General features: G+C 48.3%; 20 protein-coding genes, 1 tRNA gene and 1 pseudogene. 8 read left to right on the top strand and 14 right to left on the bottom strand.

Annotated features, from left to right (window positions below; genetic code table 11):
- Window positions 1–1,239, bottom strand: coding sequence for an IS110 family transposase (locus tag IO95_RS07495; protein ID WP_023492769.1), 1,239 nt, complete (start codon window positions 1,237–1,239; stop codon window positions 1–3).
- Between the two features lie 404 nt (window positions 1,240–1,643).
- On the opposite strand from IO95_RS07495, the gene IO95_RS07490 reads away from it, so the two are divergent.
- Complete coding sequence (locus IO95_RS07490) at window positions 1,644–2,120, top strand: NUDIX hydrolase (protein ID WP_037384644.1); 477 nt, start codon at window positions 1,644–1,646, stop codon at window positions 2,118–2,120.
- A gap of 28 nt (window positions 2,121–2,148) precedes the next feature.
- Here IO95_RS07490 and IO95_RS07485 read toward each other — a convergent pair whose 3' ends face one another.
- On the bottom strand, window positions 2,149–2,658 hold the full coding sequence (locus IO95_RS07485; RefSeq protein WP_037384641.1) for a GrpB family protein: 510 nt from the start codon (window positions 2,656–2,658) through the stop codon (window positions 2,149–2,151).
- 646 nt (window positions 2,659–3,304) lie between these two features.
- Here IO95_RS07485 and IO95_RS07480 point away from each other — a divergent pair.
- From IO95_RS07480 to IO95_RS07470, 3 genes and pseudogenes are all read left to right on the top strand, one after another.
- Entirely contained in the window at window positions 3,305–3,541 is a 237-nt protein-coding gene (locus IO95_RS07480; RefSeq protein ID WP_023492917.1) for a hypothetical protein, read from the top strand.
- Window positions 3,538–3,824: pseudogene (locus tag IO95_RS26020) on the top strand (type II toxin-antitoxin system RelE/ParE family toxin). Before IO95_RS07480 ends, IO95_RS26020 begins: the two are co-directional and overlap by 4 nt.
- A gap of 156 nt (window positions 3,825–3,980) precedes the next feature.
- On the top strand, window positions 3,981–4,400 hold the full coding sequence (locus IO95_RS07470; RefSeq protein WP_023491321.1) for a type II toxin-antitoxin system HigA family antitoxin: 420 nt from the start codon (window positions 3,981–3,983) through the stop codon (window positions 4,398–4,400).
- Window positions 4,401–4,947: 547 nt separating this feature from the next.
- Here IO95_RS07470 and IO95_RS07465 read toward each other — a convergent pair.
- On the bottom strand, window positions 4,948–5,148 hold the full coding sequence (locus IO95_RS07465) for a hypothetical protein (RefSeq protein ID WP_023491319.1): 201 nt from the start codon (window positions 5,146–5,148) through the stop codon (window positions 4,948–4,950).
- The gene (locus tag IO95_RS07460; RefSeq protein WP_023491317.1) at window positions 5,141–5,320 is read right to left on the bottom strand and encodes a host cell division inhibitor Icd-like protein; all 180 of its coding nucleotides are present in this window, start codon (window positions 5,318–5,320) and stop codon (window positions 5,141–5,143) included. The genes IO95_RS07465 and IO95_RS07460 overlap by 8 nt, the downstream gene beginning before the upstream one ends.
- A 195-nt stretch (window positions 5,321–5,515) precedes the next feature.
- Between IO95_RS07460 and IO95_RS07455 the strand changes: the two genes are divergently transcribed.
- A complete protein-coding gene (locus IO95_RS07455) occupies window positions 5,516–5,698 on the top strand; it encodes a YlcI/YnfO family protein (protein WP_023491315.1) in 183 nt (60 codons plus the stop codon).
- A 536-nt stretch (window positions 5,699–6,234) separates the two neighbouring features.
- On the opposite strand, the gene IO95_RS07445 is transcribed toward IO95_RS07455, so the two are convergent.
- The 8 genes from IO95_RS07445 to rpsU form a co-directional block, all read right to left on the bottom strand.
- Window positions 6,235–6,310: transfer RNA gene (locus IO95_RS07445), tRNA-Ile, on the bottom strand.
- Between the two features lie 332 nt (window positions 6,311–6,642).
- Window positions 6,643–8,679, bottom strand: a complete 2,037-nt coding sequence (locus tag IO95_RS07440) for a LamG-like jellyroll fold domain-containing protein (protein ID WP_023491314.1) — start codon at window positions 8,677–8,679, stop codon at window positions 6,643–6,645.
- A 21-nt stretch (window positions 8,680–8,700) separates the two neighbouring features.
- Window positions 8,701–11,001: a phosphocholine-specific phospholipase C gene (locus IO95_RS07435; RefSeq protein ID WP_023491312.1), complete on the bottom strand. Its 2,301-nt coding sequence runs from the start codon at window positions 10,999–11,001 to the stop codon at window positions 8,701–8,703.
- Between the two features lie 312 nt (window positions 11,002–11,313).
- The gene (locus IO95_RS07430) at window positions 11,314–13,503 is read right to left on the bottom strand and encodes a phosphocholine-specific phospholipase C (RefSeq protein WP_023491310.1); all 2,190 of its coding nucleotides are present in this window, start codon (window positions 13,501–13,503) and stop codon (window positions 11,314–11,316) included.
- 298 nt (window positions 13,504–13,801) lie between these two features.
- On the bottom strand, window positions 13,802–14,032 hold the full coding sequence (locus IO95_RS07425; protein WP_023491309.1) for a hypothetical protein: 231 nt from the start codon (window positions 14,030–14,032) through the stop codon (window positions 13,802–13,804).
- A 487-nt stretch (window positions 14,033–14,519) separates the two neighbouring features.
- Window positions 14,520–16,358: an RNA polymerase sigma factor RpoD gene (gene rpoD / locus IO95_RS07420; RefSeq protein WP_023491307.1), complete on the bottom strand. Its 1,839-nt coding sequence runs from the start codon at window positions 16,356–16,358 to the stop codon at window positions 14,520–14,522.
- A 157-nt stretch (window positions 16,359–16,515) separates the two neighbouring features.
- Window positions 16,516–18,264, bottom strand: a complete 1,749-nt coding sequence (gene dnaG, locus IO95_RS07415; RefSeq protein WP_023490373.1) for a DNA primase — start codon at window positions 18,262–18,264, stop codon at window positions 16,516–16,518.
- 134 nt (window positions 18,265–18,398) lie between these two features.
- A complete protein-coding gene (gene rpsU / locus IO95_RS07410) occupies window positions 18,399–18,614 on the bottom strand; it encodes a 30S ribosomal protein S21 (protein ID WP_001144069.1) in 216 nt (71 codons plus the stop codon).
- Window positions 18,615–18,845: 231 nt separating this feature from the next.
- On the opposite strand from rpsU, the gene tsaD reads away from it, so the two are divergent.
- Window positions 18,846–19,892, top strand: coding sequence for a tRNA (adenosine(37)-N6)-threonylcarbamoyltransferase complex transferase subunit TsaD (gene tsaD / locus IO95_RS07405; protein ID WP_023490371.1), 1,047 nt, complete (start codon window positions 18,846–18,848; stop codon window positions 19,890–19,892).
- 50 nt (window positions 19,893–19,942) lie between these two features.
- Here the strand turns inward: tsaD and plsY are convergent, their stop codons facing one another.
- A complete protein-coding gene (gene plsY / locus IO95_RS07400; RefSeq protein WP_023490370.1) occupies window positions 19,943–20,581 on the bottom strand; it encodes a glycerol-3-phosphate 1-O-acyltransferase PlsY in 639 nt (212 codons plus the stop codon).
- Between the two features lie 106 nt (window positions 20,582–20,687).
- Here plsY and folB point away from each other — a divergent pair, with 106 nt between their 5' ends.
- Both folB and bacA read left to right on the top strand, forming a co-directional pair.
- Window positions 20,688–21,047: a bifunctional dihydroneopterin aldolase/7,8-dihydroneopterin epimerase gene (gene folB / locus IO95_RS07395; protein WP_037384678.1), complete on the top strand. Its 360-nt coding sequence runs from the start codon at window positions 20,688–20,690 to the stop codon at window positions 21,045–21,047.
- Between the two features lie 97 nt (window positions 21,048–21,144).
- On the top strand, window positions 21,145–21,969 hold the full coding sequence (gene bacA / locus IO95_RS07390; RefSeq protein ID WP_023490366.1) for an undecaprenyl-diphosphate phosphatase: 825 nt from the start codon (window positions 21,145–21,147) through the stop codon (window positions 21,967–21,969).
- A 35-nt stretch (window positions 21,970–22,004) separates the two neighbouring features.
- On the opposite strand, the gene IO95_RS07385 is transcribed toward bacA, so the two are convergent.
- Window positions 22,005–23,240, bottom strand: a complete 1,236-nt coding sequence (locus IO95_RS07385) for a multifunctional CCA addition/repair protein (protein WP_023490364.1) — start codon at window positions 23,238–23,240, stop codon at window positions 22,005–22,007.
- Window positions 23,241–23,253 lie beyond the last annotated feature (13 nt).

Genomic DNA, 23,253 nt, shown 5'->3' with positions numbered 1-23,253 from the left:
TTATGACTTCAGTAAGGGCGAGTGTCGCGCCTCGAGAGCCTGCAAATATTTTGCTTCGTCGTACTGGGTTCTGGTCTTCCAGCAGCGGTAAATTATCCTTATCCATTTGAATGCCAGAGCCCGGATCGCTGACTGATGAGATTTTCCTTTTTCTCGCAGCCCCTGATAATACAGTTTGGCCCAGTATGATGAGTTAACCGTCTTCGCAGTCCATTCCACGAATGTCTGCCGGACGAACTTTGCACACTGCCATCGCCAGTGAACCCAGGATTTCTGGCCACTTCGTTCTGTCACCGGTGCAATACCTGCGTAGTTTTGAATTTCTTCAGCGCTGTTAAACCGGTCACGGTTATCACCAAGTGCAGCAAGCATCCGTGGGCCCATACACGGCCCCATGCCCGGAAGTGATTTGAACAGCCCCGCGTCTGGCAATGTGTCAAACAGCGTTTCGATTCGTTCGTCATAGGTTTTGATGATTTCACTCACGACTTTAATTTGTGTCGCCAGTGCTGTTGCCATCAAAGCATTAGCCTCTATAACACTCGGGTCTGTCGTCAATGGGATCGCGTTATCAATACTCGCAACACGTTGCTCGGTAAGGGCCATTGCACGGCCACCTTTGGCATTCAGAAAGTTGCGGATCGTGTCGCGCCTGGCGCGTTTCAGTTGTTGCAGACTGGGCCACCGCATAATCAGTTCACACAATAGTAAGCTACCCCGATGCGAGAACCATTCCAGGGGCTGAGGATAATACTGCTTAAGCGTGTTGATGAGACGATTCACAAAACGGCGTTTGTCTTCGACCAGCAGTCGACGCTGTTCAACTAGCTGTTGAAGTAATCGAATATCCGCATTGTCGGGTTCAATGGCTTTGATCTTTTCGGGATAGCGTAGCATCAACTCTAACGCTAACTCAGCATCCTGCGGATCATCCTTCGCACCACTTGGCCAAAAGGTCTGCCGATAGCGGGCCAGTGACAACGCGTGTACTGGAAAAACAGTGACAAATGGGTACTTCTGGAGAGCATACACTACCGGGCCCTTTTTCAGTTCGAGAGCTATAGCGATCCTGCCTTTTACCTTCTGGTGTAACTTGGTAAGCCAGATATCAAGGGCTTCCGGAGTATGTTCAACCACATGGAATATACGCTCACCGTTTTTAAACTGAACGCAGACATCGTGTTTTTTATCCGCCCAGTCCAAACCAACATGAGCAGCAAACTGATCTATCGCAGTCATAACCAACTCCTTTTCACCGGGGATTGGTATGCATTCCACGCTCTTCGAAAGAAATATAGTCAGCAGTTTGTCTGCATGCCCTGAGTATTCGTTAGCGAACGTGGAGCACTTACTGGCTCGAAAGCAAAGCGGCAATCATCAAATCACATGATTCTGGCACAATATTCGTAACCAGTAAGCGCATACCCTGAATCACTTAAAAGTGTAACTCTCAGGGTTCGAATGACTATATTTGGCACGAAACGGGCATACTGATGGGCTGTCAGGTCTGCTATAAGCGAAAAGTGGAAGTTGAATGTAGTTAAAGCTGCGAGAGAATGCCGTTATATTAGGCGATTTTTAATGAAAATTATGTTTATATAACTTCAAAAGTTGAAGTTGACATTTTATATATAGGGGGATTTTTGCGTACTCGACCAGCATCTCGGTTAATAGTTCTTTCACCTGAAAATCACGTCTTGCTCTTTAGTTTCTGCCATAAAGATGATGCGTTGAGTGGAAATGCATACTGGGCAACTCCAGGTGGAGGGCTTGAACACAATGAATCTTACGAGCAGGCTGCTTTGCGCGAATTATTTGAAGAGACGGGGCTAACAAGAACAACAGCAGGGCCGCAGATAGCATCCAGAAACTTTAAAATGATGCTACCAAGTGGTGAAACTGTTCTTGCAGAAGAACGTTTCTTTATTATTAATGCTGATAAATCAGATATTGACCGCTCGAGGTGGACTAGCAACGAAAAGAAAGTTATTCGAGATCACCACTGGTGGACAATTGAAGAGCTGAAATATACCAATGAAATAATTTTTCCACTCGATCTGATCATTGAAATAATTGAGAGGAAGTTAATTGGAACTCCTGCATCGAATTTATTCAAATGACCTTGATCAGGGCGAAAAACGCTATCTATCATTCTAGGTTCATGAGCGCTAGTCGAAGATGATGTTCAATGAAGTCTGCCTTAAAAGCGCTATAGCGATGAATATCGTTTTCACTTGCTAGCACCGCTGCACGTTTTATCTCGGCATACAGTTCTGCTGCTTTCTTGTTTTTTATCAGATAATCACGGAATACCAGATGTTTTACGATTTGCGTATCACCGACGACGAAAGCATGAACTTGGTGACTACGTTGATCCCCGCCCTTGGTGAAATACCTGCGATTTGAAATACCATTTTCGCCACGTGCATTATATCCAGCTCGCACCATTTCAACGTTTAAGTTATCCAACTCATTCAGACTAACAACCTCCAGCAATATGTCTATGACTGGTTTTGCTGCCAACTCCGGTACCGACGTGCTGCCAACATGGTGAATCCGCGAGATCACCTTGCCAAGTGTTATCTGTAACAGTGAGCTTTCAGCCTCAAATAGGCTAGGCCACTGCTCATCATAAGCAACAATAGTGACTTGTCGCATATTAACCCCTTCTCATTTTTTCTGCGGATTTACCATAAAATCAGTCTAACGTACCGCCTTTCTAACAGTTTAGTGTCAGTCAGGCAATTCGAATATAAGCGATATATTCAGATATATGGCCGCTTTACACTTTTGTCTTTCACGCTTGAAAAACCTTAATATTTCTATACATCAACCGGCAGGGTTTTTGCCCATACCAACATAGACTAAAGCCAGTACTGACACGGGTTCCGAGTAGGGCAAAAAGCTCAAAAGTGAACAGGGCAAGTAGGGCAATAAACTTGACACTTTGTGCACAAGAACTGAGGGATTCCGGTCGTTGGTCTGTATAAAACTATATGCCCAATAGTGATGGAAACCTGCCAAAAGCTGTTACCACAAAGGATGGGGGATTGCTGACTCTTTCATTGATTGGCGGCAACCTGGCCTGATGGCCTGCTGTGTTAGCCACGGTTAAATCTAGCTGTTAGCTCAGAGCGTGAAGCAGACACAATTAGCCAACAAGTAATCGACCTCGCACGTAATTAAGTTGCATTGTGCGACAAATTGTCGCGCAATAACGACTGTAGTGCGTCAAACACTAACGTAGCAATTGAAACCACCCCAATACCTTACAGGCTCGGGTGACTACATCATGAGGTTTAAAATGGCAACAAGCATCCGCTTAGATGATGATTTTGTTAAAGAAGTTAAAATACACGCAGACGCGATGAGCCGTAGCGTGCCCAAACAGATTGAGCACTGGGCTAAGATTGGCCGGATTGCTGAGGACAATCCCGATCTACCGTTTTCCTTTATCAACGAAATCCTGCTGGCGAAATCAGAAATGGACAACGGGAGAATGAAGAAATATGTGCGCAGAAAAGACAGGTCAGGAAATTGAGGTTTACCGGTCAAGTCTTTAATCGCCTGAGTAAAGAAGATCAGTACAGCGTTGATGAAGAGATTGAGTGCATCATCGCAAACCCAGAGATAGGCGAACGCACGAAAGGCGATCTCCGCTATCTGTGGGTACATAAGTTTTACATGGGAAGCAGCAATACCTGCTTGGCTACACTTGGCTGGACCAAAAACTAACAATCTATCTCCTGAGCCTAGGAACGCATGAGAATTACTACGATGAGCAAAAGCGGCACCGCAGAGCCGACCTGAAACTAATCGGGTAAAGTCGCGCAAGCAAATTGAGTAAATTGAAACAGCGAGTTATCCCATGGTTCCCTCATCAATGAGGGAACTAGATAAGCAAATCAATTCTATGTGAAGCACATCGCAACCCATGCTGATTACGACAAGTTGAGCCGCTATTACAGGGAGAACAAAGAATGATTATCGACACTGCAAAAGCCATTGAAGCAACCAAACAACTCATAGCTGCTGTCCCCTTCCTGGGGGGCAGTTCGTCCGAGAGCGATTACCGCGAAGCTATGGAGCTGGTGGACTACCTGATCGAGAACGACGACGAGAACCCACTTATTGACTTACTGGCGAGTAAGATTGCCGACTATGAAGATAACAGCCCTCGTTTCGCTGAATTCAACAAAGCTATCGCTGAAATGCCGGTCGGCGTTGCACTGCTGCGTACCCTGATTGACCAGCACAAGCTGTCTTATTCTGATCTCAAAGAGGAGATCGGTTCTAAATCACTGATTAGCCAGATTCTGTCTGGTCAGCGTTCTTTGACCATCACTCACATTAAGGCACTGTCGGCTCGTTTTGGTGTGAAACCAGAATGGTTTTTATAACAAATTAAATTATGTTGAATAGCACCGGTTGTTTGCAGCGATGCTATTCATTAATGGATTAATATAAACTGAGTATATACCCGTCGCTATTCAACTTGCAGCGGTGTTGGCTTCTCTCAGATACTCGGCTCCTCCTGAGCCTCGCCCCTCACGGGGCCGCTGCAAGCAGCGTTCAAGTCTGCTCGCGGCAGACTTGTCACCCTAGTCACATAGTTATCAATGCCGACTCTCGCATTAGCCATTCAACAAAAGCGCCAGCTCAAGTGTGCCGCAGTACAGGCCAACGATCACTCCTTTGCCCACTTAGTTAATGCGTTCAATCCTTCAGGGATCCAGTCATCCACTTCATCAGGGCATAAAGCGGCTGTGTGACACACGTCGGCTCTGAGCAGGTGTATGGCAAGGCTGAAAACTTTCAGGAAACAGAAAGTTGGTGCTTGGCTCTGGCCTTTCCTATCCCGACTACAACAGGGGGATATCACCGCTGGTGCCATTTTGGGGCTGAGTTTGGCCCCAGCGTGTGACCGGTTGATGGTTTATATTCCTGCTATTTGGTTGCTGGTTCGCTGCATGTTGTGCATTGTTCCGGCAACATCTCATAGAGCGTGTCTACTCTGTCGAGAAGGATAAACAGCAGTGTTTCCCTTATGGCTTGCTGATTTGAAAATAGGGCGGCGTGCGTCAGTGCCAAGCACTGAAAAGCCACCTCTTGGGCAGTCAGTGGGGTTCTATCGATCAGGTCAGACATGATCACCCCCTTGTACCAGTAGGCGGCCAGCAAACAGCAAGATGTAATCAGGGGCATAGCGGCGGCGGGCTGATTTTTCATCAGACGCGGTTCCCCGCAGCATAATGGGCTTAACTTTCTTCTGGGTGCGGTTGATCGCCGCAAAGATGTAGGTACACTTTGTGGTAGCCATGGCGTTAGTTCCTCTAACGTTGTGGTTAGACGCCTCGGTAGTGGTTCGAAGCACTCTGGGGCGTCGCTATTTTTGCTCTGTAATACATTACAGGTGGCATTCACTACAATATAACTAAGTGAATGCCACTTCAATGTCTGGTAGCATTTATTTTTCCTGTATACTGAATGCCACCTATTGCGAAGAGGTTGACCAATGGCAACGGGTTCACGTAATAACAAGTCACAGCAAATCGTATCAAGGGTTCCTCTTGAATTAATTGATGAACTTGAAAAAGTAAAGGACGAAGGCGAAAGCACCGCAAGTTTTGTCGTAACCTCAATCAGAGGCGAGATCAAACGCAGACAGCGCAAGAAAGGTAAACAAGAACACGACTGATCATCCCTCGATTCAATCCAAAGGACAGCATTTGCAGTGCTGCCTTTTTTAACCTTTAGTGGACGTTCCACCATTCCCCGCGCTTTACCCATATCTGCCGTGATCTGGTAATTATCTTCAATCTGCTGGCGTGATTTTGAGGGTGCCTGTTTTGGTGTGCTCAACTTTTCAACTTGCACATGATCGATATCGGAGCAAACAGCAATTCCCTATAGCCGCCTACAACGGGTGTTAGACCTGAACTCATCACAACAACTCACAATCAGCGATACAGATAAGATCCTGCGAGCTCTTGGCAGCAGTCTAGAAAATGAAATGGCAGCTAAAATTGTGGCGCGCTTGAGGAAGGATATCCTTGATCGAGTGCATGCTGAGGTCATTCACACGCTTGCATTCTATGGTAGGAAGGAGCGTAGCTTTATGTAAAAGATAGGGAAAACTTAAAATACATCGCCATTTTATCGCCACTTGAAATTTAGCCAATAAAAAAGCCACCTTGAAAGGTGGCTTAATTATATGATTTTACTACTAAAATTTGGTGGCCCCTGCTGGGTTTGAACCAGCGACCAATCGATTATGAGTCGACTGCTCTAACCGCTGAGCTAAGGGGCCAGGCGGCGTGATTATACGGTAATGACGGGATGCAGGTCTACAGTCGTCTGTTTGTATGGTGCTTTTCTGTTCAGCTATAGCCGATTGTTATTGCAGATGGGTTTTGCGAGCGTTGCAGTCAGGCCAGCAAACAGTACGTTGTTGGCGTTATTGCTATTTATACCCATCCCTATTCAGTGGGGAGTGTTGGCTACTGCAGGCGGTGATCCCATGAGGGGTTATTGATGATTGGGTACGACCACTTTGGATAACGGCTTTCAGCTGGCACACGCTTCCTTCTCACCAGAACAGTGAAAAGGAAACGTGTGCGACAGAACTTACCGAGTTAACGTTTAAGGGTTTAGGGTCGTCAATGATTGTCCAGAGCTGAACAACATGGTGACTTCATTGGCACTGAGTACCCGCCCCCATAACGCGAAATCGTTATACTTGGGTGAAACGCTGCCAATAGCATAACCACGGTAAAACACGCCAGTAGCATCCTCATTGAAAACCAATGTTTCGTTGGAAAAGGTTTTCGCCAGATTCAGTGATGAAAGGTCAAGCGGGCTGATTTGTAGCTTTTGTCCCGGTTGAGCGACATAGGCGATGGCTTTTTGTGCCGTAACATCGACAGTCAGAGCAATGTAAACCCATTGATTCGACGGAAGATACAGATTGGTGTCTGCCCGCTGGCTACCGTCACCAAAATTCATGGTTACACCATTCGCACCGCTGGTCTGGCTGATGATAAAACCGCTATTTTTGCCGGAATCCCAATCTTTATTAGTGACCATCGGTAGCCAGGCTTGTTTAGCATCAGAATTATACCAAAAACCGATGGTAAATTGCGGCAGGCTGGCCAGTGGTGCAGGCATGGTATAGCTATTTACCTTCGGGTCGATCACCAAGGCCTGACCAGAAAAGTTATCACTGGTAAAAGATATGGGGGTATCCGTCGCATTCAGTCTGGCCAAGCCACTCCCCCCTTTGATATCGACTAATCCATTATCAAAAGGTAAAAAGGCGAGCAATCCATCAAGTAACTTTGGTGCTAGTTCATTGTTAGGCGCTTGATAATCTACCGATGCCAGTACCGCTGTCGGTACACTATGAGTAGTACTGCTGTTATCTGGCGTGCTTATGGGGGTATCTGCTGCAGCAATGCTATAGTCTGCGGCAACCACATAGTTAAACGTATAGTTTTTTTCACCTTCCAGCCCAATTCCAGGGGCAGAATCGTGATAGGTTGTGGCAGTGCCCGGCAGGCTGTCAATTAACTGGCCATTTCGATAGACGGTGATCCCTGCGGGAATGGTGCTATCTGCTGCCAACCGCCAGTTCAGATTAATCTCTTTGCCATCGACAGTCGCCTGCAACTGTTGTACCGCGGGTAAAGAAAGTAATGACTGCCCGTCCATATCCCATTGAGCGAGGTCCTCTTCTTTAACTTCCATAAAATCAAGAATGGTCGGCGTAACATCGGTCTGACTGGCATAGTCATAAATACTGGACACTGTAGAGCGTTTAAACAAGGCATTACCTGGCTGATTCATGGCGATGAAGACGGTTTGATTTGCCGAGGGTAAAGCGGGTAGTGCGCCTTTGCTGCGTAATCCACGATCACTGGTAACAATGATAAGCCATTTTTGTAGCGGAGCCTTTGCCTGCTGACTTTTCACTGCGTTAAACAATGAATCCAGTTGCTGGTTAAGTGTTTTGAGCCCCTGCTGATAATCGCTATAGAGTCCACTGTTGGAGACGGATGACAGGTTGTGAAAATTGGCGACAACCGTGTCATATTGCTCATCTTGGATCAGCAGACTGGCAGCTTGAGCAACACAGAGATCAACTCCTGCGCAATCGATCATGTGATCGATGGCTCCCTTATTTTGTTCATCTTGTAACAGGTCTGGGAGCAAGGGGTTACTGGCAATAACCACGCTGTGATGGGCGGCATCGGCAGTTTTCAGGCGAGTAAACAGGGTTTTCCCCTGAATAACCTGCGCGGTGGTATCGGAAGTGACTTGATGGCGATTAGCCCAGTTTCCTGTGAAAATAGTCGACAAGCCAGGGCCGCTGAGCAGATCTTGTTGAGTCGCAGTACCTACGATGCCACCAGTATAGGCAGGCGTGAAGGATAATGATGATAGGCTCGGCATCGTCCCTGCTGTTATAGCCTGTTGCAACTGGGCTGCATCGAGCCCATCAACAGTAATCAGCAAGACATGCCGAGAATCGTCAGTGGACTCAGGTAGCGGGGGCGTAACCGTACCCTTATCCGTACCCGTACCGGTACCCTGGTCCTGTGATGTTGAGTCTCCATTGCAGGCCGTGAGCATGGTTGCCAGGAAGACGACTTTGGATATCCCCAAGAGGTTTTTAATCATGATATTCAATGAGTCCTTGTTTTAGAGAGTATCGACAGCAATACCACCGATTTTGGGGTCGGTTAAGCTGGGGTTTCCCGTCTCAACATGACCGGCAAAGCGGCGTAAAAAGCCATCTCCGGCTGTTGTTGTGACCCGCAGATCAAACCACTGTGAACTGGCCGTCAGGTTCCAACTTTCTTGTACCGACATGCCAGCCTTAACCGTAAAAGAACGGGTGTCACTGCTGTCATAACCATTGGCAACATAAAAACTGATGTTGTTGTTAGTGGGGTTTTTTAATGTTAACAACACATTGCCATAAGTGATGTCATAGCAGAGTGCGACTTCTGGTTGTATCGGTATTTCTGGTGCGGCAGGGAGTATTCCCTTGAATTGAGCCAGGAAACCATTAGGGCCATACACAGAAAAATCGTAAGGCTGGTCCTGTTTATTGTTTTCGGCGAATACCCAACTGTCTGAAAGCGTTTTATTGGCTTCGACCGAATATTGCCATGGGCCTTTATGATCGTTGGCGTCTACAAAGGTACGGTCAGGCAGAACGGTATCATCGGGCTCATAGGTTTTGTCGCTGTCATCAAACTGGGCGTGGTTGTTGGCATAGACAATAAATCCTGCCCCGGTGCCACCGGTATTGGCAAAATCAAGCCAAAAGCGTTGTTCGCTGGTATCGACACGAGCATGAACAAAAAACTCATAAGGCAGGGCACGGGCACGGCGCTGCCCCAACTGCTGTACCGGGCGTGACTGTATTTCTGGCGGTAGCGGGTCGGGGAATGCCCCGGTAGCTTCCGCTTCAGCTTTGTAGTTTACGGTATCAGGCAGGGGAGGGAGGAGAGTCTCTGGCGTTTTAAAATCAAAAGCCGAGGTTAAATCCCCACAGAGTGCACGACGCCACGGGGAGATATTTTCACATGCCACGCCGAAGCGTTGTTCGATAAAACGCAATACCGAGGTGTGATCAAAGAGTTCGGAACAGACCCAGCCCCCTTTACTCCATGGCGAAACGACCATCATCGGCACTCTAGGCCCCAAGCCGATTGGCACACCATTGTAATTTTCTTCGGCAACTGAGACCGTGCTTAATCCCTGATAACCGTAGAGCTGGGTATTCACCGGGGGAACATTTACCGGCATGTGGTCGAACAAACCATCATTCTCATCGTAATTGATGATGAATACGGTTTTTGACCAGACATCAGGGTTAGAGGTGAGTGCTCGCAGTAACTTGTCCACCAGAGCCTGTCCGGCAGCAGGGGTTTCGGTAGGGTGTTCACAAAACGCATCTGGGCAGATGATCCATGAAACCTGAGGTAGCCGATCATTTAGCACATCCTCCTGCAAGGCATTTGCCAGTATTTCATCGTAAGGTCCATCAAATGATGGGAGCTTTTCACCCACATAAGCGCGGCCACGTTTATAGAGATCTGAACTTTCATCCAGCTTTCTGAATGTTTTGAAATAAGCAAATTCATTGCAGCCATAATTTGAATAAGCCTGATAGACACGCCAGTCAATATTATGTTCCTGCAGTTGCTCCGCATAACTCTTCCATAACAATCCTTCCCAGGGCGTATCCTGTTTCATCTCCCCAGTCCAGTTACTGTCAAGCTCCTGCCCATGTAAACGTTTGTTAGGGTTTTTCGGGTCATAGCCGCTCATGGTGTAAACACTGGCACCACTGGTATAATATTCGCGATTGGGTTCGGTGTTGGCAAAGATCGAACAGTGATTGGCGTCGCAGATAGTAAAGGCGTCTGCCAAATGATAATAAAACGGCAGATCTTTAGCGGCATCAAAATAAGCCATCGACATTTTACTTTTCAACGGTACCCAGGCATCCCAGTTTTTCCATAATCCTTGGCTCAGTTTCCAGTGATGGTCGGTGCTTTCCATATGCTGAGCACTTGTCGATGTTGGGTCGAGTTTGAATGGCAGCAAATAATCCATTTTCGCCTGTGCCAGTGGATCCGCTTCATACCATAAGTCTGTTTTTTGCCAGCTACTGTTACTGACATTAGCGTAGGGAGCTAAGCGTTGATCGGCATTTTTTCCTACTGGTTGATACCACACCGGTCTTCCGCTGGGCAAGGGGATGGGGCGTGGGTCGCCAAAACCGCGTACCCCATTGAGGGTACCAAAGTAATGATCAAATGAGCGGTTTTCCTGCATTAAGACGACGATGTGTTCGACATCCTGTAACGATCCGGTACGTTGGTTGGCGGGTATCGCTAATGCTTTTTGGATACTTTCAGGAATCATACTTAATGTCGCCATGCTTCCTGCTATTTTCAGGAAATGGCGGCGATTAATATCAATCATAATAGCTTCCTTTCATATTTTATGAAGAAATAATAAGGCTGTTTAAATGACGTAATTTTAATTAATCGGATTGGTTTAAGGTTTCTGGCCTTTCCCGCACTTAAATTTACAATATGATGCTGTTATGACGTTTTTTTGAAAAATTAAATTTTAAAGCAATTATTGGTCAACCGGATTTCTATGCTTTAAATAATAAGATGAACACGATAAGCACGCTCCCGGAGGTTTAACCTCCGGGATAATGCACATCAGGTGAATCCCTGACGTATTTTGATATTAGGTTTGTATCAATCGCAATGTCGGGTCTATGCCTTACAACAGCCCCATGGCAGGGTCGGTAATGGTATGTTTACCCGTTTCCACATGGCCAGCAAAACGGCGACGGTAATCCGGTAATGCTGGGCAAGTCACCTCAAAATCATACCAGTTCCCGCTATCGTCCAGGTTCCAGTCCAAATCCTTTTGGGTACCAGCGTCAACGTTAATCGTCCAAGGGCCATCTTTACGATAGGCTTGGGCTGATACGTTAAAGATGCAGGGTTGCGTACCGTTGTTCATCAACGTCACTATCACGCCACCTGTCGTAATGTTATAGCAAACACGTATTTCGGGATTAGCAGCAGCACTATCCTGAGTTAATACACCAGCAAAAGCACGGTGATAGCCGTTGGGGCCTAATACCCACAAATCATAACGCCCGTCATCATCAAGTGCCCAGATATCGTCTAATAGTTTACCTGCCTCAACAACATAACGGCGCGGTACGCGATCCAGATGCAACTTATCGTATACATGGAATACCGCCGCCTCACTGCCCGTATTGGAAAAGATCAGGCTGACGACTTGGGCCTTAGCATCAGTGCGGGCGCTGGTGTGGAGTTCATAAGGCAAAGCACGCGCTGGTTTTATACCCGGTTGCTGTACTGGCAAGTCTTGTTGTGATGGAACAGGAATTTTTAGCTTCTTTTGCTGTTCATTGCGCAATGTATCCGCATTGTCTTTGGTATTTCGACCTGCGAGGGCGGGCATTTGCTCAAAATTAGGGTTGGCGAAGTTAAATGTACTGGTCAAATCGCCGAACACCGCACGCCGGAAAGGGCTAATGTTTTCTTCGGCTATGCCAAAACGGGTTTCCAGAAAGCGCAGTACCGATGTGTGATCAAACTGTTGCGAATTGACCCAACCGCCGCGACTCCAAGGGGAAATTACATACATCGGTACCCGTGGACCAGGGCCATAGCAATCTTGGTCCTGAGGGGGCATTCTAGTGCCATCAACAATCGGATGTGTGTAATACTCATACGATAAATCCTTATCACTGAGCGTAGATTTACCGATAAGCTGACCATTCTCATCCAAGGAAGGGGCACAAGGTGGAGGCATATGATCAAAGTAGCCATCATTTTCGTCGAAATTGAGGAATAATACCGTCTTACTCCACACATCCGGATTAGCCGTTAACGCATCCAGAATTTCCTGGGTATACCAAGCCCCCTGTATTGGGCTTGAAGGGCCAGGGTGTTCGGAATAGGCGGCAGGAGCAATAATCCAAGTTACCTGCGGCAAATTACCTGACAAGATGTCCTGTTTAAAGCTCGCTAAAAAACCACCATCGGACATGGTATTGGCAATACCTTTATATAATCCTTTGCTATCGGTTGCCGGATCATAACTCGGGTTTTCTTCCGGTTGAAGATCGTTATAGACTGGCTTGCCAGAAAGGATATTGGCTTCGCGATATTGAGCGAACCCCGCCAATGGATTGTCAGTAAAGTTATCCGGCATATTTTGATAAACCTTCCAGGATACGCCTTTAGCTTCCAAACGTTCTGGGTAGGTGGTCCAGTCATACGCGTAATTCAGGTCGGTATCAGTGGCGAGTTCATCGAAGACATTATTAACCACGACCTTGCCGGTAGGTGTGGTTGCGCCGTTGGTCCCCGTCATATGAAATAAACGGTTGCTATTAGTACCACCATGCAGAGAGCAATAATAGGCATCACAGACGGTAAAAGCATTAGCGAGGGCAAATTGATATTCTAATTCCTGCTCACCATAATAGGACATGGATTGAGGTTCTTTGTATTGAGGCCAGTTTGTCATGCGGCCTTTATCCCAGGCATTTCTGGCATCAACCCAAGAATGCGGCGTTCCTGCAACACGTTGCGCATTACCCTGATTTTGATCAAGACGATAAGGTAATATGGTGTTCCCTTTACCATCCTTCTGTTGCCACACATTCAGGCCATCGGGTAATGGAATCGTAAAGCGATCGCCAAAACCACGCACGCCAGGGAGCGTACCAAAGTAATTATCAAAGGAGCGGTTTTCCTGCATAAATATAACAATATGCTCCACATCATTAATCGTGCCGGTTGCATTATTTGCCGCAATGGCCAGCGCTTTTTGAATGCTAGGTGGGAACATTTGCATAGCAGTCATCGCAGCAACGGTGCTTAATGACCCTTTTAAAAATTTGCGTTTGCTTTTATCAATAGTCATAACGGAGTCCTGTTTCCCTTATTCTTCGCTTTAATAATGAAAGTTGTCGATGTGCTGGCTGTGCTTATGATTTACTTCTCCATGGGGCTGACATTTCGGGCTATTGTTTTGTGAAATTCAAATCGGTTAACGACCGATGAGTCATAAGTTCACCACGTTACTCGGCACAAGGCATCGCCCTAAAGGGCCAGCGCAAGCGCTGTTCAAAACGCTTTGCGTTTTGTCCTGCAACTAAAATTATCTAAAGGATCATTTCATCTATAATATCAGGTGATAATTAGGGGGTGTTTCGACCTAATTAAGGGGCGCAACGTATGGTGGCTTCTTTCTCTTTCTCTTTCTCTTTCTCTTCTTCTTTTTCTTTTCCTTCCTCTTTTTCATTTTCTTTCTGCTCTTTATTAAAATCACTGAAAGATTTAGAACTGTCGGATGAGTCACAGGCTGACAAACATGTCAAACAGAATGAAACGAGAAATAAATAAGACAATTTCTTGAGCCAATGAGATTGGCGATGGCGGGTAATAGGCATGTTTTACTCTCCTTGTTTAAAATGATCAGTTTAAAATGATCTCCTGCACTGTAGTCCTCAATGATGGTAAAAATATGAAAGTAATATGTAATTAGCGTTACATCTCAAGAGGATATCCATCACCATTAAATTGCAGAGTTATGACCCGTGGCAAGGGTATCCACTGCAAGGGACGGCAAGCGAACGTAGCTTTGGAACCTGACTAGGGTAGAGGTAAGGATAGGGTCAAAGGAAAGCAGGACGGAATTTTCTGAGATGATATTGCCAAGCGCGGAGGTCGTTTTTACAACTCAATACCCGCAGAATGCCTTATGGCTGATGGTGACTAAATCTGCTGGTATCCACTTCGGTGACAGAATTGATTAGAGGAACTGGGGGGAATCTAGAATGGTATCTGCGGATATTTCCACTATGGAAAATAAGCAGGTGGTCTATTCTGTCTTTCAATAATTAAGCCCCAGCAATGCTGGGGCTTGGGTCGAAAAACTTAATCATCCAAGAAGCTGCGTAACACTTCCGAGCGGCTTGGGTGGCGTAGTTTACGCAACGCTTTAGCTTCGATCTGGCGGATACGCTCGCGGGTAACGTCAAACTGTTTACCCACTTCTTCCAGAGTGTGGTCGGTATTCATATCAATACCGAAACGCATCCGTAGTACTTTCGCTTCGCGCGCGGTCAGGCCAGCCAGAACATCGTGGGTGGCAGAACGCAGACTTTCCGAAGTGGCAGAATCCAGTGGCAGCTCAAGGGTGGTATCCTCAATAAAATCACCAAGATGCGAATCTTCATCATCACCAATTGGCGTTTCCATGGAGATAGGCTCTTTGGCGATCTTCAACACCTTACGGATCTTGTCTTCCGGCATTAACATGCGTTCAGCCAACTCTTCCGGCGTCGGTTCACGGCCCATTTCTTGCAGCATCTGGCGTGAGATACGGTTGAGTTTGTTGATGGTCTCAATCATATGCACTGGAATACGAATAGTGCGCGCCTGATCCGCAATCGAACGGGTGATCGCCTGGCGGATCCACCAAGTTGCATAAGTCGAGAACTTATAGCCACGGCGGTATTCAAACTTATCTACTGCTTTCATCAAACCGATATTACCTTCCTGGATCAGATCCAGGAATTGCAGGCCACGGTTGGTGTATTTCTTGGCAATAGAGATAACCAGACGCAAGTTGGCTTCAACCATCTCTTTCTTCGCGCGGCGAGCTTTGGCTTCGCCAATCGACATGCGACGGTTGATGTCTTTAACTTGCTCAATGGTCAGGCCGGTTTCTTCTTCGATCTGGCGCAGTTTCTGCAGGCTACGTTGAACATCGTCAGCCACTTCTTTGAGTTTCTCTGCCCATGGTTTGGCCATGGCAAGTGCAGCTTCAAACCAGGTGGTACTGGTTTCGTTGCCCGCGAACAGGGTCACAAAGTTTTTCTTCGGCATTTTGCACTGTTCAACACACAGTTTCATGATCAGGCGTTCTTGAGTACGAACGCGATCCATCATGGCACGCATGTTGTTGACCAGGAAGTCGAACTGTTTAGGCACCAGACGGAACTGTTTGAAGACCTCAGAAAGCTTCAGGATCTCTTCTGCTGCACTGGCATGGCTACGGCCATGGGTTTTGATAACCAGGCTGGTTGCTTCATGTTGGGTGCGCAGGTCAAGAAACTTCTGGCGTGCCAGTTCCGGGTCGATGCTGTTGTCGTCTTCAGCATCATCCTCGTCTTCTTCGTCCTCTTCGTCGTCATTCTGTTCTTCAGGTGTTAATTCAGAACCGATGTGCGTAGCGGTTGGCGCAACTTCCTCCTCCGCATTAGGGTCGACAAAGCCGGTGATCAGGTCAGACAGGCGCACTTCGCCCGCTTCGACACGATCGTATTGTTCCAACAAGTAGGTAATGGCTTCCGGGTACTCGGCAACTGAGCACTGTACCTGATTGATACCGTCTTCAATGCGCTTGGCGATGTCGATTTCACCTTCACGCGTCAACAGTTCAACGGTACCCATTTCACGCATATACATGCGCACCGGATCAGTGGTACGGCCAATTTCGGATTCAACGCTTGAGAGCACCTGAGCTGCAGCTTCTGCAGCATCTTCGTCAGTATCGGTGGTATTCTCGGCCAGCATCAAATCATCGGCGTCCGGTGCCTCTTCCAGCACCTGGATGCCCATGTCGTTGATCATCTGGATGATGTCTTCGATCTGGTCGGAGTCGACGATATCTTCCGGCAGATGGTCATTGACCTCAGCATAGGTCAGATAGCCTTGCTCCTTACCGCGGGTGACAAGTAGCTTTAGCTGTGACTGCGGGTTTTGCTCCATAAGACGGTATCCACACTTCAGAGTATTTAGGTTGGTGTCGGTCGGCTAAACTGCCAACAATAGCATTTGGGGCGTTTTCATTGTTGTCGCGGCCCACTATGGCGACATATATCAGGGCATTTCCCTGTTTTTTAGCGGCACTTAAGCCGTTTGGTATTCAGTTTTTCTTCGCTAACGCCAGCTGCAATGACCAAAGTTCTTTACGCTCATCGGCGTTCAGGCCATGCGTTCTGTCACGGGCGATTAAATCTTCCTGGCGTTTTTCCAGGATTGACTCGTACAGGTTAGTCAATGTATCTAAAAAATGTTGTTCAACTTGATCCTCAACGATCATATGGTTCCATGTTGCCAAGGTTTCAAGCTGCGGACTGAATTCATTGTCCCGATAGAGCTCCAGCAACTGGCCAGTGTTGAGCCCAGGCTGTGCTAAACAGGTCTGCACCAATTCAGAAAATAACGGTAAGCCTGCCTGCTTGCTCTGCTCTAACCCTTCCAGCGATGGTATAAGTGTAGCCAAACGTGGATTCTGCACCAGTAAACCTATCAGCATACGCATGGTCGTGCGCTTTAGCTGGGGGGCCTGATAAGGATTGGCATTTTCCATCTGTTTGGGCATCAACTTATCAAGTTGGCTGTCATCCAGCAGGCCCAGCTTACTACCCAGTTGTTGACGCAAATATAAACGCAACGTTTCTCCGGGCACCTGAGTGATCAACGGCAGTGCCAGTGTACTCAGTTTGGCGCGACCATCCGGGCTACTTAAATCCACTTGTGGCATCAAGGTTTCGAATAAGAAAGTGGAAAGCGGCTGCGCCAGCTCCATTCGTTGTTCAAAGGCCTCTTTGCCCTCTTTGCGTACTAAGGTGTCCGGGTCTTCACCATCAGGCAAAAACATAAAACGTAACTGGCGACCATCATTAAGATAGGGCAGTGCGGTTTCTAACGCACGCCAAGCTGCCTCGCGGCCAGCCCTGTCACCATCATAACAACAGATCACATTATCTGTGGCGCGGAACAGTAACTGAATGTGTTCCGCCGTGGTTGAGGTGCCTAATGAGGCAACGGCATAATCTATGCCATATTGCGCTAATGCCACCACATCCATATAACCTTCCACCACCAACAGGCGCTGCGGGGTGGAGTGAATCTGTTGTGCTTCATACAGGCCATATAACTGGCGGCCTTTGTGGAACACTTCAGTTTCTGGCGAGTTCAAGTATTTTGGCAAGCCATCACCCAATACCCGCCCACCAAAAGCAATGACTCGCCCACGTTTGTCGCGAATGGGGAACATCACACGTTCGCGAAAACGATCATAAGTACGCCCTTGATCGTTGGTCACCAGCATACCGGCATCATTCAATGCGGCCCGGTTGTCGCCATTCCCGCCAAAACGTTTAAGCGCGTTATCCCAACCCGGCGGTGCAAAACCGATGGCAAAATGGCGGATAACCTCATCACTCAAGCCACGTTGTTGTAGGTAATGACGTGCCGACAACCCACTGGGTTGATGTAGCGACTGTTGATAGAACGTACTGAGCTGCTCCATCAGTTGGTAGAGATTTTGGCGCTGATGGCGTTCAATTTGCGTTGGCCCGTTACCTGCCTCGTAAGGCACTTCCAGACCCTGCATGGCGGCGAGTTCTTCGATGGTTTCGACAAACTCCAGTCTGTCGTAATTCATCAGGAAATCGACGGCGTTGCCATGTGCCCCACAACCAAAACAGTGATAAAACTGTTTTTCACCATTTACAGTGAATGAAGGTGTTTTCTCGTGGTGGAACGGACAACATGCGTGATAGTTCTTGCCCTGCTTTTTAAGCTTCACCCGCGCATCGATCAGATCGATGATGTCGGTACGAGCCAGCAAGTCATTGATAAATACACGCGGAATTCGCCCAGCCATAAGCCCCTGTTATATTTGCTATAAACAAGAACAAGCCGCGCTTTCCTTCCGGAAGGCACGGCCTTCGTATGCAACTACTCGGTCTGCGTGTTGTTTAAAACCAACAAACACGCGGTGGGGTTGCCCCCGAAGGATTAATACAGACGAGTGCGGCGTGCGTTTTCGCGAGCCAGTTTCTTGGCGTGACGCTTTACCGCAGAAGCTTTAGCACGTTTACGCTCGGTAGTTGGTTTTTCATAAAACTCACGGCGACGAACTTCAGCTAAAACACCCGCTTTTTCGCAGGAACGCTTGAAACGACGCAGAGCAACATCAAATGGCTCGTTTTCACGTACTTTAATTACAGGCATGTGCCTCTCACCTCAATAAAATTCGGTTTGCTGCTGGCCAAGCGCCAGCCTTTTCAAAATGGTGCGGAATTTTACTTCAATGCATGCTGCTTTGTAAAGCACCATGGCAAACTCATATGATTATCCTTTAGCCAAAGCAGCCTTTCAGGTTGATTCAACTTGCCGGATTGGCAGTAAACGCTATCTGGATTGTGATAAACTGACCGCTGCACGTGAATGATGGGAAATGTAATGCGCGTACTGGGTATAGAAACGTCCTGTGATGAAACCGGAATTGCAGTGTATGACGACCAAGCCGGTTTATTAGCTAATCAACTTTACAGCCAGGTTAAACTGCATGCCGACTATGGTGGTGTGGTGCCGGAACTGGCTTCCCGTGATCATGTGCGCAAAACCGTGCCGTTGATACAGGCTGCGCTGAAAGAGGCCGGGTTGTCGGCGGCGGATATCGATGGTGTCGCCTATACCGCGGGCCCGGGTTTGGTCGGGGCACTGCTGGTTGGGGCTACCATTGGTCGCGCGCTGGCCTTTGCCTGGAACGTCCCTGCAGTACCGGTACATCATATGGAAGGGCACTTGCTGGCTCCCATGCTGGAGGATAACCCACCGGCCTTTCCCTTTGTGGCGTTACTGGTGTCTGGTGGCCATACCCAGCTTATTTGTGTCAACGGCGTGGGTGAATATACCTTGCTCGGCGAGTCGATTGATGACGCTGCCGGTGAAGCATTCGACAAAACGGCAAAGTTGTTGGGGTTGGATTACCCAGGGGGGCCATTGTTGTCAAAAATGGCGCAACAGGGGACTCCTGGCCGTTTTACCTTTCCACGGCCAATGACGGACCGTCCCGGTTTGGATTTCAGTTTTTCCGGCTTGAAGACGTTTGCTGCCAATACGATTCGTGCCAACGGTAACGATGAGCAAACTCAAGCTGATATCGCCTGGGCATTTGAGGATGCGGTGGTAGAAACCTTAGCCATCAAGTGTAAACGTGCGTTGGAGCAAACCGGCCTTAAGCGGCTGGTGGTTGCAGGTGGTGTGAGTGCAAACCAGACGTTACGCCATAAACTGGCGGAAATGATGAAAAAACGTCGGGGTGAGGTTTTTTATGCTCGCCCGGAATTTTGTACCGATAACGGTGCCATGATTGCCTACGCCGGGATTATCCGGCTGAAAAATGGCGCCGATAGTGAATTGAGTGTTTCGGTGCACCCACGCTGGCCACTGGCAGAGTTGCCTGCGGTTGATTTCAACCCCGTCACGCTAGATAGCGCCAAGTGAATAGATAAACAGCGGCTGGATTAAGCTTGAATAGATAACTTAGCCGCTGATTACTCTTCTTTTTTTTCTGCCGATTCCGCTGTTTCTTTATTTTTTTTGCGGAATTTCCCCCAGATTTTCCCTTCTTGCCCACGCCACAGGCGCTGAATATTGTCGTGATGGCGCAACAGGATCAGGCATGAGAGCATGGCGACCGGGAAGGTGAACTGCGGCTTGAACCACCAGACGTAAAACGGTGCAATGAGTGCGCTGATGATTGCCCCCAGCGAGGAGTAACCACTCAAGAGTACCGTCAGCAGCCAGGTTCCGGTCATCAGGCCGGTGAGGTCCCAACTGATTGGTGCAATGGCACCGAATGCAGTGGCGACGCCTTTCCCCCCACGAAAATGGAAGAACACCGGGTAAATATGCCCAAGGCAGGCGGCGATGGCGGTTAACCCCAGGTATAGCGGTGGCAGGTTGAGCCAATAAGCCAGCCAGACCGGCAGCATCCCCTTGATAATATCAAACAGTAATACCGCCAGTGCCGCCAAGCGCCCGCCAATACGCAGGACATTGGTGGCACCAGGATTTCCTGACCCTTGTTCACGCGGATCAGGTAGCCCGGCGATCCGGCAAACCAGGATCGCACTGGAAATTGAGCCACACAGATACGCGAAGATAATCATGCCAAGCGCGGTAGCACTCATAACGCGGTTCCGTTTAATAATGGTCGTTTTACTTACAATATCCATGGATAATACGCATATTCAGCCAGAAGTGGTACTGGCAAGGGCAAAAACTGAGAATGACGTGATGGATATCGTATTTATTGAAGAACTTAGTGTGATCACCACCATTGGTGTTTATGACTGGGAACAGACCATTCAACAGAAGCTGGTGTTCGATATCGAAATGGCCTGGGATAATCGCCAAGCCGCAGCCAGTGATGATGTGAATGACTGCCTAAGCTACGCGGATGTCAGTGAGGCGGTGATTGGGCATGTACAACCTAATCGTTTTGCTTTGGTAGAGCGTGTAGCGGAAGAGGTGGCTGAAATTTTACTGCAACGTTTTAACTCTCCTTGGGTGCGTATTAAAGTCAGCAAACCGGGGGCGGTGGCCCAAGCAAACCGGGTTGGGGTGATTATTGAACGCGGTAGGCGGCCAGTCTGAAACTCGGTCATTTTTATGCGGTAGTGATATTGGCTGCAACTTGAATGAACCTGGGTATAGAATAAGCTGTTAAATTTTAAACGGAGTAGGCAGGTTGATGACAGACGTACATTTATTGTTTGTGGCATTTGTGCTTGGGGTGGTTGAAGGATTGACGGAGTTCCTACCGGTCTCTTCCACTGGCCATATGATTATTGTTGGGGAATGGTTGGGTTTTACCGGGGATACGGCCAAAACTTTTGAAGTGATTATTCAACTGGGTTCGATTCTGGCGGTAGTGGTGGTGTTCTGGCGCCGCTTGTTTGGCCTGATCGGCATTCATTTTGGTGGTAAACCAGTAGCTCATGAAGGGAAGACGGCAGGGCACCTGACGTTGGGGCATATCCTGCTGGCGATGTTCCCGGCGGTGGTGTTGGGGCTGCTGTTTCATGATTTTATCAAATCGCTGTTTGAAGCGAAAAACGTCATGTATGCCCTGATTGCCGGTGGTGTGCTGCTGTTGGTAGCGGAATGGCTAAAACCGAAAAACCCACGGGCAGTGGGGTTGGATGACATCACTTATCGTCAAGCGTTTGCTATCGGTTGCTTCCAGTGTCTGGCGCTGTGGCCGGGTTTTTCCCGTTCAGGATCCACCATTTCTGGCGGTATGCTGGTGGGGGTAAACCGTTATGCAGCATCTGAGTTTTCCTTCATCCTGGCGGTACCGATGATGATGGGGGCCAGTATACTGGATCTCTATAAGAGCCTGCATTTTCTGACCTTGGCCGACTTGCCAATGTTCGCCGTTGGTTTTATTACGGCTTTCGTTGTCGCGCTGATCGCGATTAAAACTTTCCTGCAGTTGATCAAACGTATTTCGTTTGTGCCGTTTGCTATCTACCGGTTTATCGTTGCGGGTGTGGTTTATATGGTGTTTATGTAATTGAGTAAAAAGGGTAAGCCCCCCTGGCGTGATGATTACGCTGAAGGGGCTTGCGCTTTCTTCCATTCTGCCAGTGCTTGCTGGCGGCGGCGGCGCACTTCATCGCGGATTGCCAGCCCTTGCAGGCCACTGGCTACCACCTCTTTCACCGAAATGCTGTTGGCGACCAGATAGGCTTGGCGCAAGTAGTCACCTTGCGGGTAAGGTGAGTTTTCAAACCCGGTGCGCCCTCGGGCATCAGCTTCGCTGGAGAGGATCATCTGTTCCAGACGTTGTGGTTTACGCCACACATCAATGTTATCAAACAACTTGAGTAATGTTTCCGGGCGTAGCTTGTCAACGGTGTGGATCAGGTCATGATATTCCGCCACCAGTTTGGCCAGTTCACGCAGTGGGTTCGGCACGCGTAACCGTTGGCAGAGTTGTTCCACCAACCTGACCCCCACTGGGCCATGACCGTAGTGATGGGGCCAGAGTTCTTTCGGTGTTTGCCCCTTACCCAAGTCGTGGCACAGAGCGGAGAAACGGATAGCCACTTCAGCGCTGAGTTGGCTGGCTATCGCCAGTGTCATCAACGTATGTACCCCGGTATCGATCTCTGGGTGCCACTTTTCGGGTGCCGGTACGCCAAATAAGGCATCAATTTCTGGGAACAACACCTTTAACGCCCCACAGTCCCGTAGTACCTGGAAATAAACCTGGGGAGTCTGGCTCTGTAAGGCTTTCTCTGTTTCTTTCCAAACTCGTTCTGCGGTTAAGCTGGATAACTCGCCACTTTCAGCCATGCTACGCATCAGCGCCTGGGTTTCCGCTGCGATGGTAAAGCCCAAAGGGGCAAAGCGGGCAGCAAAGCGGGCTACCCGTAAAACACGTAGCGGATCTTCTGCAAAGGCATGGGAAACATGGCGTAAAATGCGGGCATTCAGGTCAGCTTGACCATGATAGGGATCGACCAAATTCCCGTTGTCTTCCTGTGCCATGGCATTGATGGTGAGATCACGGCGCATCAAGTCTGCTTCGAGGGTGACATCCGGGGCCGCGTAGCAGTTAAAACCGGTATAACCCTGACCCGATTTACGCTCGGTACGTGCCAGCGCGTACTCTTCATGGGTTTTCGGGTTGAGAAACACCGGGAAGTCTTTACCCACAGGCTGATAACCGAGCGCGAGCAGTTCATCGGGTGTGGCACCCACCACCACCCAGTCCCGATCAACTACCGGCAGATTAAGCAGGGTGTCGCGTACAGCGCCGCCGACCAGGTAAGTCTTCACGGTTTAGCTCCTG

The organism is Serratia sp. DD3 (genome assembly GCF_000496755.2).
This window is presented reverse-complemented; position numbering and strand designations above follow the sequence as displayed.

Coding starts and splice junctions, on each gene's coding strand:
- rpsU (WP_001144069.1), bottom strand. CDS start 18,614: ATGCCTGTAATTAAAGTACGTGAAAACGAGCCATTTGATGTTGCTCTG.
- IO95_RS07455 (WP_023491315.1), top strand. CDS start 5,516: ATGGCAACGGGTTCACGTAATAACAAGTCACAGCAAATCGTATCAAGG.
- IO95_RS07425 (WP_023491309.1), bottom strand. CDS start 14,032: ATGCCTATTACCCGCCATCGCCAATCTCATTGGCTCAAGAAATTGTCT.
- dnaG (WP_023490373.1), bottom strand. CDS start 18,264: ATGGCTGGGCGAATTCCGCGTGTATTTATCAATGACTTGCTGGCTCGT.
- IO95_RS07495 (WP_023492769.1), bottom strand. CDS start 1,239: ATGACTGCGATAGATCAGTTTGCTGCTCATGTTGGTTTGGACTGGGCG.
- IO95_RS07430 (WP_023491310.1), bottom strand. CDS start 13,503: ATGACTATTGATAAAAGCAAACGCAAATTTTTAAAAGGGTCATTAAGC.
- IO95_RS07460 (WP_023491317.1), bottom strand. CDS start 5,320: ATGGCTACCACAAAGTGTACCTACATCTTTGCGGCGATCAACCGCACC.
- rpoD (WP_023491307.1), bottom strand. CDS start 16,358: ATGGAGCAAAACCCGCAGTCACAGCTAAAGCTACTTGTCACCCGCGGT.
- bacA (WP_023490366.1), top strand. CDS start 21,145: ATGACAGACGTACATTTATTGTTTGTGGCATTTGTGCTTGGGGTGGTT.
- plsY (WP_023490370.1), bottom strand. CDS start 20,581: ATGAGTGCTACCGCGCTTGGCATGATTATCTTCGCGTATCTGTGTGGC.
- IO95_RS07485 (WP_037384641.1), bottom strand. CDS start 2,658: ATGCGACAAGTCACTATTGTTGCTTATGATGAGCAGTGGCCTAGCCTA.
- IO95_RS07465 (WP_023491319.1), bottom strand. CDS start 5,148: ATGTCTGACCTGATCGATAGAACCCCACTGACTGCCCAAGAGGTGGCT.
- IO95_RS07480 (WP_023492917.1), top strand. CDS start 3,305: ATGGCAACAAGCATCCGCTTAGATGATGATTTTGTTAAAGAAGTTAAA.
- IO95_RS07470 (WP_023491321.1), top strand. CDS start 3,981: ATGATTATCGACACTGCAAAAGCCATTGAAGCAACCAAACAACTCATA.
- folB (WP_037384678.1), top strand. CDS start 20,688: ATGGATATCGTATTTATTGAAGAACTTAGTGTGATCACCACCATTGGT.
- IO95_RS07440 (WP_023491314.1), bottom strand. CDS start 8,679: ATGATTAAAAACCTCTTGGGGATATCCAAAGTCGTCTTCCTGGCAACC.
- IO95_RS07435 (WP_023491312.1), bottom strand. CDS start 11,001: ATGATTGATATTAATCGCCGCCATTTCCTGAAAATAGCAGGAAGCATG.
- tsaD (WP_023490371.1), top strand. CDS start 18,846: ATGCGCGTACTGGGTATAGAAACGTCCTGTGATGAAACCGGAATTGCA.